The following is a 14789-nucleotide window of genomic DNA, read 5'->3' on the forward strand; positions in this document are numbered from 1 at the left end:
GGATGAACGGAGTTACACATTATGAAATATGAAAGCCAAAAGGTTGCGATGCTCTATTTTTATGGAGCGCTCGTACTGTTCATCGCGCAGGTCGCATTCGGCGTTCTCGCCGGTACGATCTATGTCCTGCCCAACACGCTCTCCGAGCTGCTGCCCTTCAACATCGTCCGCATGATCCACACCAATGCGCTGGTGGTCTGGCTGCTGATGGGCTTCATGGGTTCGACTTATTATCTGCTGCCGGAAGAGACCGAAACCGAGCTTTACAGCACCAGGCTCGCCGTCATCCAGTTCTGGCTTTTCTTCGTCGCCGCAGGCATCGCCGTTGTCGGTTACCTGTTCCATATTCATGAGGGGCGGGAATTTCTCGAACAGCCATTCATCATCAAGGTCGGCATTGTCGTCGTCTGCCTGATCTTCCTGTTCAACATCACACTGACGGCGCTCAAGGGCCGCAAGACGACCGTAACAAACATCCTTCTGTTCGGCCTGTGGGGCCTTGCCCTTTTCTTCCTCTTCGCCTTTTACAACCCGATCAATCTCGCGCTCGACAAGCTCTACTGGTGGTACGTCATCCATCTGTGGGTTGAAGGCGTGTGGGAACTGATCATGGCGTCGATCCTCGCCTTCCTGATGATCAAGCTCAACGGCATCGACCGCGAGGTCGTCGAAAAATGGCTCTATGTCATTGTCGGGCTGGCCCTGTTTTCCGGCATTCTCGGCACCGGTCACCATTATTACTGGATCGGCGCGCCCGGTTACTGGCAGTGGATCGGTTCGCTGTTCTCGACGCTCGAAGTCGCCCCGTTCTTCACCATGGTCATCTTCACCTTCGTGATGACATGGAAAGCCGGTCGCAAACATCCAAACCGTGCGGCTCTTCTCTGGTCCATCGGCTGTTCGGTGATGGCCTTCTTCGGAGCGGGTGTGTGGGGGTTCCTGCACACGCTGTCGTCGGTCAACTATTACACCCACGGCACGCAGCTTACCGCCGCCCACGGACACCTCGCCTTCTTCGGCGCCTACGTCATGCTCAACCTTGCGGTGATGGCCTATGCGATCCCTGAACTGCGTGGACGGGCGCCATACAACCAGATGCTCTCCATGGTGAGCTTCTGGGCGATGTGCACGGCCATGTCCGTGATGACGTTCGCCCTGACCTTTGCGGGCGTCGTCCAGACCCACCTTCAGCGCGTGCTCGGAGAAGCATTCATGACCGTGCAGGATCAGCTGGCCGTATTCTACTGGATACGCCTCGGCTCCGGCGTCGTGGTGGTGATCTCGGCCTTCATGTTCATCTGGGCCGTGCTGGTTCCGGGCAAGGAACGTCGCGAAAACACCTCCGGCTTCGTACAGCCCGCCGAATGATCGACGCTAGGCCCCGCCATCAGGCGGGGCTTCACCGCCTGATGCAAAGGAAAACGGCCATGAACTCCATTCTCAGAAATATCGACAATACCGGTGTCTCAATCCCTGCCTACAGCCCATCGGGCAATGAATGCGCGCTTTTTGAAATGGCATGGACGCGCAAGCTGCCATTGCTTCTGAAAGGTCCGACCGGCTGCGGCAAGACGCGGTTTGTAAGCCATATGGCCGCAAAGCTCGGCCTGCCGCTCTCGACGGTTTCCTGCCATGACGATCTGGCAGCCGCCGACCTGACCGGGCGTTATCTGCTGAAGGGCGGCGACACCATATGGGTTGACGGCCCGCTGACCCGCGCCGTGCGCGAAGGCGGCATCTGCTATCTCGACGAGATCGTCGAAGCGCGCAAGGACGTGGCCGTGGTCCTGCATCCGCTGACCGATGACCGCCGCCTTCTGCCATTGGAGCGCACCGGGGAGCTGCTCGAAGCGCCCGACCGCTTCATGCTCGTCGTATCCTACAATCCGGGTTACCAGAACCTGCTGAAATCCCTGAAGCCCAGTACGCGACAGCGCTTCGTTGCCATCGAGTTCGACTTTCTGCCGAAAGAGCAGGAAATCGCGGTGGTGAGTGAAGAAAGCGGACTTGCCGCACAGAAGGTCGCGCCGCTGGTGGCGCTGGCTCACCGGCTGCGCGGGTTGAAAGGCCACGATCTGGAAGAAGGTGTTTCGACCCGCCTGCTGGTCTACTGCGCCACGCTGATCGAGGCGGGCATGCCGCAACGCGAAGCGGCGCGCGCCGCAATGATCGAGCCTCTAACCGACGAGCCGGACGTGAAGGCCGCGCTGATTGAAGTTGCCGATGCAATGCTGAAATAGGCGGGCGCACCATGCTGGATTTTCTGGAACTGGAGGAAACCGTCGGTCGGGCGTGGCATCGCCTGATCGGCAAGACGGGATCATGGCCGCATTATCCCGAGCAAGCCGTGCAGCTTGGCGATATTCGCCAGAAGCTCGCTATCTGCTTTCGCGGTTTTGGCGGCGACGTAGCCGTGCAGATTGCCCCCGCCCGCGCGCGAACCTCCGGGCACAGGCTGGGCCTGCGGCAGCGAATGGCCCTGGGTGAAGAAAAACTCAGCCAGCCGTTGCGGGATGAAGCGACATTGATGCTGCCGCCAGAGATCGCGCTTTTTCCCGACCGCACGCTCAATTACGATCTTTACGTCTGGCTTGCCGGTTACATGGCGGTGATGCCGGTTGAGGTGAACGAGCTTCCCACCGATCCGCTGCGCCGCAATCTTGCATCACTTGCTGTCGCATCGGAAACGGTTGCGAAGACTTGCCGGGTATTTCCCGGCTTGCAGAAACGTTATGCGCGGTTGTGCGAAGCAGTGCTGGCTGCACGCCCCAAACGCCCGCTCCATGGGCTGGAGCGACAGGTGGAAGAGCGGATTCTGGCACTTCTGAAACAGGGCGCGGGACTGCCCGACGACAGCCTCCCCACGATCTTTCCGCATTGCGCGCCCGCGAGCTATCTGCCTGCCCTGCCCGCCCCACTATGGCCGGAATTGATAAGGCGCGAGGAAACCGCCCCGCGCGACAGTGACGACCAGCCGGTGCCCGGCAGCAAGGTCGAAGGCGTCGAAACCGGACGGCAGATCGCCAATCGCGAGAAGCAGGACCCCAGACTGGCCGACAGAAGCCCGTTCATTCTCAACCGCTTCGAAAAAATCCTGGCCATGGCCGAAATGGTGAGCGTCGACCGGCCAACCGACGATAGCGACGAGCAGAACGCCAAATCCGCCGACGAGCTTGACGATCTGACACTGGGTGAGCGCAAGGGCAGACCTGCTGCCCGTTTCCGGTTCGACCTCGACCTGCCGCCGGAAGCCATCGACCGAACGGCTCTCACCGCCGGACTGACCTATCCGGAATGGGACTACCGCAAGGCAAGCTATCTTCAGGATCATTGCCACGTTCTGGCTACCCCCGCGCAAGCTCGTGACGTGCCAATGGAACTCGATGATGAAGCAATGAGCCTTGTACGACGCGTGCGGCGCCAGTTCGAAATCCTGCGTCCGGGCCGCGAATTGATGCGGGCGCAGCTCGATGGCAATGATCTCGATCTTGATGCCGTGGTCCGTTCGCGATGCGACTTTGCCGCCGGTGGTCAGGGGAGCGACCGTGTGCACCTGATGAACCGCCCCAAGGCCAACGACCTTGCGGTCACCATTCTGGTGGACGTGTCGCTATCCACCGATGCCTGGATCGACAATCGGCGCGTGCTGGATGTGGAAAAGGAGGCGCTTCTGGTTCTGGCCAATGGCATTGCAGCCTGCGGCGACCGCTGTTCCATCCAGACCTTCACCTCGCGCCGCCGTTCATGGGTGCGGGTCGAGACAGTGAAAGATTTTGACGAAGCTTTCGGACCGGCGGTCGAACACCGGATTGCTGCGCTGAAACCCGGCTTCTATACGCGAATGGGAGCAGCCATCCGCCATTCTACGGCAAAGCTTGCCGAACAGCCCAACCGCAAGAAGCTCCTGCTGGTGCTGACGGACGGCAAGCCGAACGATGTCGATCATTATGAAGGCCGGTTCGCCCTTGAGGACAGCCGCAGGGCAGTCCAAGAAGCGCGCGCCAGAGGCGTCAACGTCTTTGCCGTGACGGTCGACCGCGAGGCCAGCAGCTATCTCCCCGCACTTTTCGGCCGCAGAAACTATGCGCTCGTGGCCAGACTGTCGAAACTGCCATTCGCTCTGCCCGCGATCTACCGGGTGATGACGGGATAGCGGGGTCGATCGACTTACTCGATAGCGCGACGCCTATCCCCGCTCCGCATTGTGGGTTTCTTCCGAAGGTTTCCAGATTCTATAGCGGATTTCGAAACCGTCCTTCGCATAGATGACAATCGGGAGGCGGCTATTATAGCGGAGCATGAAGTTCTCGCCGCGCACCGGCACGAAATCGGTTCGCTTGCTGTCTTCCGGGCAGGCCATCAGGGTGCCGGACATGCGGTCGCTTGCCGTGAGGGTGAAATAGTCGAAGCCCCAGCCTTCAACGGTACTCGGGGTCAGACTTCCGCCGAACCAGCTTATATTGCAGTCCACGGTTGCGTTGCGCCCCGCGATGATTTCCACTTTCGCATCCTGTTCCTTTTCAAGCGGCGGAAGATGGATGACATAGCGGTAGGAACCGGACGGCGCGGCCGGAAAAGCCTGCAGGTTCCTTTCAGATTCGGTCTTTCCCTCGGCGCTCGCGACCTGGGGAACGGCGAAACTGGCTGCGATCAGCCCTATCTGCAAGAATTGTCTGGCTTTCATGGTCATGCTCTCGTTTTCTGTTGCGTTCCCACTATCGCAATAATGGAGCGGAAGCTGTGGGAAATTTCACTCTTGCACGGTTTCAGAAACTGAATCCTTTTTCTCATCGGGTCGCCCGCCCAGGCGCTCGGGCAGATGCTCGGCCAGTCGCTGAATGACGAAGTAGAGACCGGGGGTGAGAAGCAATCCCAGACTGGTGGCGGCCACCATCCCGCCAAAGATCGTGACGCCGACAGCCTGTCTCGCGCCAGCGCCTGCGCCCGACGACAGGATGAGGGGCAGAATGCCGAGGATAAAGGAAACGGCTGTCATCATGACGGCACGAAAACGCTGTTCGGCACCGGCACGGGCAGCCTCCCCCGCCGTCAGACCGGCCTCGCGTTGTTCCTTGGCGAACTCCACAATCAGGATGGCGTTCTTTGCGGCAAGCCCGATCAGCAACACCATGGCGATCTGCACATAGAGGCTGTTCTGCAGCCCGAAGAAAGTGAGACCCGCGACGGCCCCCAAAAGCGCGGCGCCCAGCGACAGGATCACGACTGCCGGCAAGGCCCAGCTTTCGTATTGGGCGACAAGGAAGAGATAAGCAAAGAGGAAGGCAAGCGCGAAGATGAGCGTCTCCTGACCGCTGCTTCTTCTTTCCTGGAAGGATAGTCCCGACCATTCATAGCCATAGCCTTCCGGCAGGACTTCCGAAGCGACCTGTTCCATCGCCGCCATGGCCTGCCCGCTGCTGGAACCCGGTGCGGTTACGGCGTTGACCTGCGCCGAAGCTGCAAGATTGTATCGGGTGATGACGAAGGGCGCCAAAACCGTGGTCAGCGACACAACGCTTCGCAGCGGGACCATGGCTCCGCTGCGGTTGCGGACGTGAAGCTTGAGGATATCCTCGCTATGCGCGCGGAAGTCGGAATCGGCCTGCAGGTTGACCTGGAAAACGCGCCCGTTCAGAGTGAAATCATTGACGTAGCGCGAGCCGAAATTCGCACCGATCGCCGCATATATATCCGATACGCTGAGGCCAAGGGCTTCGGCGCGGGAACGGTCGACATCGACATAGATCTGCGGGACATTCGCGTTAAAAGTGGTTGCCGCACCAGCGATTTCGGGACGCTGATTGATGGAGCCCAGCAAGGAGGCAACCACCTGCGCGATCTCCTGCGGAGGCTGGCCCTGCAAGGCTTGCAGCCGGAAATCGAGACCGCCAACCGCTCCCATACCCGCGATTGCGGGCGGCGCGAATACGGCAACATTTGCGCCCGGAACCTGCGAGAACTTAGCGCGCAGGCCGTTGACGATACTGTTGAGCTGCAAAGCCTTCGTCTCGCGGTCCGCCCATGGCGTAAGCGCGGCAACGGCCATGGCGCTATTGGGCGTGCTCGTTGACTGCAGGATGCTGAACCCCGCCACCGTTATGACATCCTGAACGCCTTCGGTCTCGCTCAGCGTCTTGCGCACATTCTCGACGATCAGGTTCGTGCGGTCGAGCGAAGCCGCGCTCGGCAGCTGTATGTCGACAAAGAGCGCGCCCTGATCTTCATCAGGCAGGAAGGTTGCGGGAAGATTGACAAAGACGAAATAGGCCAGTGCAAAACAGGCGACGACGCCTGCAACCGGTATGACCCAGTGCTTCACCAGAATGCCGACGATCTTGCCGTAGCCTTCGCGGGTTTTTTCCATGGAGCTTGAGAACCACGCCAGTGGACCCCTGCGGTAACCGCGCTGGCCGTGCCTGAGCAGAAACGCCGCAAGCGCTGGACTGAGCGTCAGGGCCACGAATGAGGAAAGTACCAGCGCCGACGAGATCGTGACTGCGAACTGCCTGTAAAGCTGTCCGCCGATGCCCTCCAGAAAAGCGGTGGGCGTGACCACCGCCAGCAGGACGAGCGTCGTGGAAATAATCGGCCCGGTGATCTGGTGCATCGCCTTGCGCGTCGCATCGATGACCGGAATGTCCGGCTCGTCTTCCAGCACATGCTTGACGTTTTCCACGACCAGGATTGCATCGTCCACCACAAGCCCGATGGCAAGGACGAGAGCCAGCAGCGAAATCATGTTCAGCGAATAGCCGACCGCAAACAGCACCGCCACCGCACCCAGCATGGAGACCGGTATGGCCAGCGCCGAGATCAGCGTCGCCCGCCAGTCCTGAAGGAAGATGAATGTGACCGCGAGCACGATCACGAAAGCCTCGAACAATGTTCGGGTGGTCAGTTGCAGGCTCGCCTCGACGAACCGTGTCGCATCATAGACGACATGATATTGCAGCCCCGCCGGAAATCTCGATGACAGGCGTTCAAGCTCCGCCTCCACGGCTGTCGCGGTCTGGATCGCATTGGCGCCGGGCGACTGGTTGATTTGCAGCATAGCCGATTCATGACCGGCAAAACTTGCTCTCGAAGCATAGTTGCGTGCGCCCAGTTCCAGACGCGCGATGTCGCGCAGGAACACTTTCGCACCGTCGGCCCCGGTACGAACGACGATGTTTCCAAACTCCTCCGTATCGCGAAGCCGTCCCTCGGCTACCAGCGTATATTGAAGCTCGGTCCCCACGCGCATGGGCGGCGCGCCAGCCTGACCGAGCGTCGCCTGGATATTCTGGCGCTGGATCGCCGCCGAAACCTCATCGACCGTTATGCCGAGCGCGTCCATTCGCTGCGGATTGAGCCAGACGCGCATCGAATATTCGGACGCGCCCACGACATTCGCCTCGCCGACGCCGGGTACGCGGGCCAGCGCATCGACAATCGTGGTCGTGGCGAAATTGGTGATTTCAAGGGCGTTCAGGCTGTCGTCCGGTGAGTAGAACGCTATGCCCAACACGAAATCCGGTGAGCGGGACCGGACCGACACGCCTTGCTGTGCCACCGCTGCGGGCAGACGGGAGATCGCCAGCTGCGCGCGGTTCTGGACATTGATCTGCGCCAGTTCAGGGTCGGTTCCCACTTCAAAAGTGACGGACAGCGAATACTGCCCGGCATTGGAACTGGTGGACGACATATACATCATGCCATCGACACCGTTGATTGCCGTTTCCAGCGGTCCGCCGACGACATCGGCGATCACTTCCGCGCTCGCGCCCGGATAGGAGGCCGATACATTGACCGTCGGCGGCGTGATCTGCGGATATTGCTGGATAGGCAATGAAAAGATCGCAATCGCACCAGCGATGGAAATGATGATCGAGATGACGATTGCGAGGCGGGTTCGCCTGATGAACAGCTCTGAAATCATTGCCCCACCCCTGCACTGCCGGGGATCGGGTCAAGGGGAGATACGGCCTGCCCGTCTGCGATGCGCTGCAAGCCCTCGACGACAATCGTTTCACCGGCCTTGAGGCCATCCGTGACCGACCACCCATTGTCGATGCGTGTGCCCGTCACGATGGGTCGCCGGGAAACCGTGTTTCCTTCGTTGAGAACGTAGACATATTTGCCCTGCCGGTCCTGCAACACGGACGCCATGGGGACCACCGGCAATTCACCGGCCGTTTCATCCATGAGATTGACGGCAACCACCTGCCCCGGAACCAGAATATGGTTCGGATTGGCAAACAGCGCCCGCACCGCCACTGTGCCGGTCTGCGCGCTCACTTCATTGTCGATGAACTGGATGGTCCCGCGTTCGCCATATTGCGTACCATTGGCAAGCGTCAGGCTCACCTTGAAGCTTTCCGGGCTGACCGTGCCACCTCCCGCTTCCTTCTGGCGAATGGCGATCAGCGCGCGGTCCGGGATGGAAAACACAACCCGCACGGGATCAAGCTGCACGATGCGTGCAAGCGACCCCATGCTCGGGCCGACCAGATTGCCCACTGTGAAGAGCGAACGTCCTATCGTCCCGTCGATCGGCGATCTTACCTGCGTGTAAGAGAGATTGAGCCGGGCATTGTTGAGCGCGGCTTCGGCGTTGCGCACATCCGCCGTGGCAATGTCGAACGCGGCCTGCGCATCATCGAGAGCGGCTTGCGAAACGGTATTCCGGTTGGCGAGGGTCCGCGTTCGGGCGAGTGTTTGCCGGGCGGCATTCTGGGCGGCTTCCGCCCGCGCGACCTGTGCTTCCGCGGACATGACCGCCGCCTGCATCTGATCCGGCTCGATTTCGAAAAGGAGATCGCCTGCCTTGACCGCCGATCCCTGTTCAAACGCCTTTTCCTTCAGGAAACCCGTGATCCGGGCCTGAATATCGACCGCTTCAATCGCCTCCACCTGCCCGTTGAAACGAAACGGCGCGGTTGCGGGCGCCAATTCCACTTTGCGCACGACCACGGGAGGCGCTCCCCCAGCCGGAGGCTGCTGGGCGAGACCGGGCAGCACCGGCAAGGTCCAGAGCATCGTTACAAGGGCAGCGGTAACAGAACGACGAACGAGAGACTTCTTCAATTGCGTGTCCTCCCTCCGGGACGGCATCGGTCGATCACTCACGCATTTCGGGTACTCAGGGCTATTCCGATATAGGCAACGCCCGCGATCATCAGCGCAATTCCAGCGATTGATCCGGACGGCAGGTCACGCGTCAAAGGCCATTTCGCCACCAGTGCCGCACTGGCGGACCAGGCAATGAGGCCGGACAGGGTAAACCACCACCAGCCGCCTGCGGGCCTGATTTTCCAGGACAGCGCCAGTTGAAGGAAACCATGGACGAACACGACGATTGCAATCAGCAGGGTGATGGCGAGCGCGCCCTTGAGCGGGTTCAGATAGATCATGATCCCGCCTATAAGCTCCACCACGCCGGACAGTTCCTGCCAGACGAAACCTGCCCAGCTCTTGATCCAGAGCGACTGGATTATCTTGACGACGCCGATGGCCATCAGCACCAGCCCGAACATGGTGCTGGCTGCAAAGTCCGAGATTGCGGGCAAGAACAGGCAGAGTATTCCACCCGCAAAAAGCAGAATGCCGATACCGAGAAAACCTTTCCATTTTCTCTGTTCGACTGTCTTTCGTTCCATTAATTGCAGTTGCTGGATGTCCATTGCGGACCCCTCAATGTCAACAGGAGGACGTTACTGCGAATGTGAAAGTATGTGCATGTTTCGATATAATAGTATAGTCCGCTTGCAATAAAACCAGAGGGCGGATCACCAATCGCCGTCTTCCAGTTTCAGCCAGCTCGTTGAGGTAATGCCGGAACGCAGGCTCATCTGCGCTACCAGCGCTTCGACCAGCCGGTCATCTTCCTTGCCCGCGAACAGCGTCGCCTCTATTTCGGTCTCATTGCTTCCTTCGATGTGATGGCTCCGGATCGCGTGGAAGCGGAGTTTCTTCAGATCGAGCGTCTGGATCAGCAGCGCCCTCACCGGAATTTCGCTTTCCGAAGGACACCGGAATTTCACGAGATAAAACTGCTCGTTCTCGGGTTCGACGAAGGAATAGCGGTTCACGAGCACCGCGATCCTTGGCAGCGAAATGTTCAGGCAGACGATGAAAAAGGCCGTTTCGATGGCGAGCGGCCACATCCCGTAACCGGTCAGAACGCCAACCGCGCCAGTGCTCCAGACCGTGGCTGCGGTACTCAGCCCCTTGATGCTCGCGCCGTCCTTGATAATCAGCCCCGCGCCGAGAAAACCGATGCCTGTCACAACCTGCGACCCCATTCGGAGGTCGCTACCAAGGCCGAGCGAATAGGGCAGCGAAGCATAGGCCGCAGCGCCCAGCGCCACCAGGCCGTGCGTCACAAGGCCGGAATGGCGTTGTTTGATCTGGCGCTCCAGACCAATCACGCAGCCGAGCAGAAGCGCCAGCCCGAGATTGATCATGATAGACGGGATTGCGACGACTTCCGTCATGCAGGTCCTTTATGTCTCGGGCGATCAGGCAGGCAATTGCCCCATGAAGCAGAGATGTCCGCCCTTGCGCCAGACACCCGCATTACAGCTGATTGTGCGCAGGCAGGGCCGCTCAACTGAACAGGAGGCAGTATAGGCATTCTTTGTGCAGATTAGGAAGACTTGTCATCTGTGCGATATCATATTTTTATTATAGTGCTTGAATTATTTCATCTAAAGTAGTTTCATCGAAAAATTCCGGACGCATTCTTTCCAAAATCGACTGAGGGGTCAGATTGCATGGGTTTGCTTGGAATACTACTCGGACTAGCCCTGCTCATGTGGTTTGCCTATCGCGGCTGGAGCGTCATTCTGCTTTCGCCGGTGGCGGCGCTGCTTGTCGCGCTTCTCTCCGGCGAGCCCCTTCTGGCCAACTGGACATCGAATTTCATGGGCGGAACGGCAAGCTTCGTCAGCCGATGGTTTCCGCTTTTCCTGCTTGGCGGCATTTTCGGAAAGCTGATGGATGACAGCGGCTCCATTACATCCATTGCAAGATATCTGACGGAGAAACTGGGTGTGAAGCGCACGATGCTTTCCGTCGTGCTTGCATCGGCAGTCGTCACCTATGGCGGCGTCAGCGTGTTCGTCGCCTTCTTCGTTCTCGTGCCCATGGCGCGGGAAATGTTCAAGGCAGCCAACATACCGGCGCGCCTGATGCCTGCGGCCATCGGGCTTGGCGCCTTTACCTTCACCATGTCGGCAATGCCGGGCACGCCCTCCACGAACAACGCCATTCCGATGCCCTATTTCGAAACCACGACATTCGCGGCGCCGGGACTGGGCATCATAGCCTCCATCATTACGCTGGTCTTCGGCATGTGGTGGCTGCAGCGCGCGGAAGCCAAGGCGCGGGCTGCGGGCGAAAACTATGTCGATGACACGGGCGATGTCGAAATCACAGAGAAAGTCAGGGAACAATCGACCCTCTCGGGCGACTTCGACCCGGCCGAGTTCGAACACGGAGCGCGCGCGGCCGCGCTGCCACCCTTCTTCTTTGCTCTCCTGCCCTTGCTCGTTGTCATCGTCGTGAATTTCCTGATGGCGCTGATTATCCTGCCCCGTGTCGATTTCTCGTTTCTCGAGCAGGAGCCATGGAATATCGACGTCGGTTCTTCGATCGGCTTGTGGGCTGTCCTTATTGCGCTGGCAGCGGCCATCGTGACGTTGTTGGTGGTCAATTTCAACCGGCTGCGGGCAATCCGGGAAAGCCTCGACGCCGGGGCCAACTCCTCGGTCCTGCCGATCCTCACCATAGCAAGCCTCGTCGGCTTTGGTGCGGTCGTGGCCGCCATGCCCGCCTTTACCGTGGTTCGGGATGCGGCGCTTGAGGTGCCGGGCGGTCCTCTCGTCTCATTGATTGTCGCCATGAATGCTCTCGCGGCTCTCACCGGGACCGCATCCGGCGGCATGGCCATAGCGCTCAACGCGCTGGGCGATGAATATATGCGACTTGCGATCCAGTATGGGATAAGCCCCGACCTCATGCACCGCCTCACCGTGCTCAGCGCTGGCACGCTGGACGCTCTGCCTCATAACGGTACGGTGCTTCTGCTCCTGCAGATCAGCAAGCAGACCCACGCATCAAGCTATTTCGACATGGTCATGACCGTGATTGTCGGTGTGATCATATCGCTCGCTGTCGTCTTCGTGCTCGGGTCTGTGTTTGGTTCCTTCTAAGCATAATCATTGTTGTTGAAAGGAAGCGAAAATGAAAAGGACATTTCTTCTTGCCGCCGCACTGTTTTCAGTGATGGCAAGCCCCGCATTCGCGCATCTCAACCCCGCCGAACACGGTTCGTTTGCGGCGGGCTTTACTCATCCCCTGTCCGGCGCCGATCACATACTTGCCATGGTCGCCGTCGGTCTTTGGGCCTCCATGCTTGGCGGGCGCGCGCTCATCGCCGTTCCGTTGAGTTTCGTGGGCGTCATGCTGCTGGGCTTCGTAGCCGCTCTCAGCGGCGTGCCGATCCCCTATGTGGAACCCGTCATCCTCGCATCCGTTATCGTGCTCGGCCTTCTCGTGGCCGTGGCATTCCGTGCATCGACCCCGGCTGCTGCACTTATCGTCGGGTTCTTCGCATTTTTCCATGGCTATGCGCATGGCGGAGAAATCGGCGGCGCTGCGTTTCTTTCCTATGGTGCCGGTTTTGCGCTTGCGACCGCATTGCTTCACGCGGCGGGCATTGGCGTAGGGCTTGCAGCCGGACGCGCGCTGCAGGGATCCGGCGGGCAGATGGCAATGCGAGTGGCTGGCGGCTTTGCGGCCCTCAGCGGACTTTACCTGATGGCAGGATGATGTGAGCGTCATCTTGCTGGATCATTCGAAGAGAAATACTGAACCTGAAATGCCAAACGATGGGCCGGTGCCGGAAATGCCCGTGCATTCTCCGGCGCTGCCCATGCTGCACCTCATGCGGCTGGTCAGTCCCAGCCAGCCCGTGGGTGCTTTTTCCTATTCACGCGGCCTCGAATGGGCCGTCCATTCGGGAACGGTCACGAATGAGGAAAGCTGTGCCGGATGGGTATTCGGCCTTCTGGAACATAGCTACGCCGCGCTTGACGGCGCTATTTTCTGGCGAATGGTTTCGGCGTTGATGCAGGACAATGAGGCCGAATTCCATCGTCTGAACGACTGGCTTGGAGCAAGCCGCGAAAGCAGTGAACTTGAACTGGAGGACCGCCGGATGGGCGAGTCCCTGCTCACATTGCTGTCGGAACTCGGTGTCGAGCGGGCCCGCAGCTTCGCTTCGGACCAGCGCGCGACCTATCCGGCGGCCTTTGCGATTGCAGCGTGTCACTGGAATATCGCGCCCGTCGATGCCCTGCGCGGCCTTATGTGGAGCGTGGTTGAAAGCCAGATCATGGCCGCAATCCGTCTCGTGCCGCTCGGTCATACGGCAGGCCAGAGGATACTTATCGCCGGCGCAGCGAAGATCGAGCGCGCCGTCGAAAAGGCCCGCACGCTGAATGACGATGAAATCGGCAACACGGCACCCGCGCTGGCCATGGCCAGCGCCTGGCACGAAACACAATACAGCCGCCTATTCCGGTCGTGACCGGAGCGTTTGCCTGTATCGTTTGAGATTTTCTTCCGCCGTGGTCGCATCCGCCGGAGCAACCGGCACCAGAGCCTTGAAAGCATACTGGCCGATCAGCATGATCCAGGTGACGATCACGAATGTCGAGGTCAGCACCGGCATTCCAATCGGTTTCAGGAATATCGCGACCGAGGCCCAGACCCAGGTGGACACGACGGCGCCGAAGACGGCGTAGAGGAAGCTGCTCCAGTTGAAAACAAGGAAGAAGCCGCCCAGCGCCATTGCCGTCAACGCCGCGTTATAGCCGAAAAGCCCGTCACGAATGGCCCCTTCCGGACCGCCGAAGGTGGCGGCGATCACCGCTCCTATTATCGCCCCCAGAAGGCCCATGAAGGCGCTTATCCGGGAGTGGATGGCGATGCCGACAAGCATGATGTAGCCGGTGATCCAGTTATCCTGAAAGAATATCTGCCCGATGGCCGTGCCGATCCCCATGTACCAGGTCGGAAGGTCATAGGGGATGGCGTAGGAAAACTGCTCCGGTGAAACCGGCTTCGCCATCGGCCCCGCATCTATGGCATCGAACTTGAGAATGGCGAACAGAAACAGCCAGCCGACCAGCACGAAGGGCATTGTCAGGGGCGCGACCTTGTGCGGTCCCAACAATGCGGCGATGCTGGTGAAGGCCATGGTGGTCAAGGCAGCGGCACAAATGACATAAATCGTCATGGCGGGCGACGGCACTGCGCCGCTGCGGAAATCCTCACTGGTGAAGGCGACCAGCGCAAGGGCGACCAGAACGCCGTTGAACCCGAACAGGCCGTCGCGGATGAGGCCCTTGTCAGCCTTGAGGATGATTGCCGTCAGCGTGCTGGACACAACCCCGAGCAGGCAGACAAGCGCGTAAATCCAGGAGTTCACCAGAATGGCGAACAGAATGACCAATCCGGATAGCGGGTTGTTCTGGAACACCACTTGCCCGATGCCGCGCAGCGTCCAGTCGATAAATCCCAGAGAAGGATGATCCCGCATTGCATTGAGCTGCATGGACGTATTCCCTTCTATATTGATCCAGAGCATTTCCCCGTTCAATCGAAGCGTCGGAAATGCTCCATCCGTTTGTTTCTACGCATGTCCTTACCCCGAGACCGGTTTCCACCTTCGGGAGACATGCTCTATTTCCTCCGCTACGGCATCGGCTCCCGAAATCGAAATCGATTTTCGGAAGCACGAT

12 protein-coding genes are annotated in these 14789 nt (G+C 59.5%); 6 read left to right on the forward strand and 6 right to left on the reverse strand.

Going from position 1 to position 14789, the window contains the following annotated elements; all coding sequences use genetic code 11:
• The first annotated feature begins 21 nt into the window (after nt 1-21).
• Genes JNC63_RS05395 through JNC63_RS05405 form a run of 3 tightly spaced genes read left to right on the forward strand, consistent with a single transcriptional unit; the run spans nt 22 to nt 4153 of the window.
• Nucleotides 22-1368 carry a nitric-oxide reductase large subunit gene (locus JNC63_RS05395; protein ID WP_006466560.1) on the forward strand — a complete coding sequence of 449 codons (1347 nt, stop codon included), beginning with the start codon at nt 22-24 and terminating at the stop codon, nt 1366-1368.
• A gap of 59 nt (nt 1369-1427) precedes the next feature.
• Entirely contained in the window at nt 1428-2240 is an 813-nt protein-coding gene (locus JNC63_RS05400; protein WP_025091395.1) for a CbbQ/NirQ/NorQ/GpvN family protein, read from the forward strand.
• A gap of 11 nt (nt 2241-2251) precedes the next feature.
• Complete coding sequence (locus tag JNC63_RS05405; RefSeq protein ID WP_006466559.1) at nt 2252-4153, forward strand: nitric oxide reductase activation protein NorD; 1902 nt, start codon at nt 2252-2254, stop codon at nt 4151-4153.
• A gap of 33 nt (nt 4154-4186) precedes the next feature.
• On the opposite strand, the gene eco is transcribed toward JNC63_RS05405, so the two are convergent.
• The 5 genes from eco to JNC63_RS05430 form a co-directional block, all read right to left on the reverse strand.
• Entirely contained in the window at nt 4187-4684 is a 498-nt protein-coding gene (eco, locus tag JNC63_RS05410) for a serine protease inhibitor ecotin (RefSeq protein ID WP_235691658.1), read from the reverse strand.
• A gap of 66 nt (nt 4685-4750) precedes the next feature.
• Complete coding sequence (locus JNC63_RS05415) at nt 4751-7918, reverse strand: efflux RND transporter permease subunit (RefSeq protein ID WP_006466557.1); 3168 nt, start codon at nt 7916-7918, stop codon at nt 4751-4753.
• A complete protein-coding gene (locus JNC63_RS05420; RefSeq protein WP_006471818.1) occupies nt 7915-9066 on the reverse strand; it encodes an efflux RND transporter periplasmic adaptor subunit in 1152 nt (383 codons plus the stop codon). Before JNC63_RS05420 ends, JNC63_RS05415 begins: the two co-directional genes overlap by 4 nt.
• Before the next feature lie 38 nt (nt 9067-9104).
• Nucleotides 9105-9662, reverse strand: a complete 558-nt coding sequence (locus tag JNC63_RS05425) for an HdeD family acid-resistance protein (protein WP_006466555.1) — start codon at nt 9660-9662, stop codon at nt 9105-9107.
• Nucleotides 9663-9767: 105 nt separating this feature from the next.
• Nucleotides 9768-10475, reverse strand: a complete 708-nt coding sequence (locus JNC63_RS05430; protein WP_006466554.1) for an MgtC/SapB family protein — start codon at nt 10473-10475, stop codon at nt 9768-9770.
• Between the two features lie 279 nt (nt 10476-10754).
• Here JNC63_RS05430 and JNC63_RS05435 point away from each other — a divergent pair, with 279 nt between their 5' ends.
• From JNC63_RS05435 to JNC63_RS05445, 3 genes are read left to right on the forward strand one after another with little or no spacing between them, the layout of a single operon-like run.
• Nucleotides 10755-12194, forward strand: coding sequence for a GntP family permease (locus JNC63_RS05435; RefSeq protein WP_025091394.1), 1440 nt, complete (start codon nt 10755-10757; stop codon nt 12192-12194).
• A 31-nt stretch (nt 12195-12225) separates the two neighbouring features.
• Nucleotides 12226-12813 carry a HupE/UreJ family protein gene (locus tag JNC63_RS05440; protein WP_006466553.1) on the forward strand — a complete coding sequence of 196 codons (588 nt, stop codon included), beginning with the start codon at nt 12226-12228 and terminating at the stop codon, nt 12811-12813.
• Between the two features lie 49 nt (nt 12814-12862).
• The gene (locus tag JNC63_RS05445) at nt 12863-13573 is read left to right on the forward strand and encodes an urease accessory protein UreF (protein WP_152848841.1); all 711 of its coding nucleotides are present in this window, start codon (nt 12863-12865) and stop codon (nt 13571-13573) included.
• On the opposite strand, the gene JNC63_RS05450 is transcribed toward JNC63_RS05445, so the two are convergent.
• Nucleotides 13559-14602, reverse strand: coding sequence for an urea transporter (locus tag JNC63_RS05450; protein ID WP_006472833.1), 1044 nt, complete (start codon nt 14600-14602; stop codon nt 13559-13561). The genes JNC63_RS05445 and JNC63_RS05450 overlap by 15 nt on opposite strands.
• Nucleotides 14603-14789 lie beyond the last annotated feature (187 nt).

It is taken from the genome of Brucella ciceri, assembly GCF_041930145.1.
GTDB classification, from domain to species: domain Bacteria; phylum Pseudomonadota; class Alphaproteobacteria; order Rhizobiales; family Rhizobiaceae; genus Brucella; species Brucella intermedia.

Coding starts and splice junctions, on each gene's coding strand:
- JNC63_RS05425 (WP_006466555.1), bottom strand. CDS start 9,662: ATGGACATCCAGCAACTGCAATTAATGGAACGAAAGACAGTCGAACAG.
- JNC63_RS05440 (WP_006466553.1), top strand. CDS start 12,226: ATGAAAAGGACATTTCTTCTTGCCGCCGCACTGTTTTCAGTGATGGCA.
- JNC63_RS05430 (WP_006466554.1), bottom strand. CDS start 10,475: ATGACGGAAGTCGTCGCAATCCCGTCTATCATGATCAATCTCGGGCTG.
- JNC63_RS05400 (WP_025091395.1), top strand. CDS start 1,428: ATGAACTCCATTCTCAGAAATATCGACAATACCGGTGTCTCAATCCCT.
- JNC63_RS05445 (WP_152848841.1), top strand. CDS start 12,863: ATGCCAAACGATGGGCCGGTGCCGGAAATGCCCGTGCATTCTCCGGCG.
- JNC63_RS05415 (WP_006466557.1), bottom strand. CDS start 7,918: ATGATTTCAGAGCTGTTCATCAGGCGAACCCGCCTCGCAATCGTCATC.
- eco (WP_235691658.1), bottom strand. CDS start 4,684: ATGAAAGCCAGACAATTCTTGCAGATAGGGCTGATCGCAGCCAGTTTC.
- JNC63_RS05450 (WP_006472833.1), bottom strand. CDS start 14,602: ATGCAGCTCAATGCAATGCGGGATCATCCTTCTCTGGGATTTATCGAC.
- JNC63_RS05395 (WP_006466560.1), top strand. CDS start 22: ATGAAATATGAAAGCCAAAAGGTTGCGATGCTCTATTTTTATGGAGCG.
- JNC63_RS05405 (WP_006466559.1), top strand. CDS start 2,252: ATGCTGGATTTTCTGGAACTGGAGGAAACCGTCGGTCGGGCGTGGCAT.
- JNC63_RS05435 (WP_025091394.1), top strand. CDS start 10,755: ATGGGTTTGCTTGGAATACTACTCGGACTAGCCCTGCTCATGTGGTTT.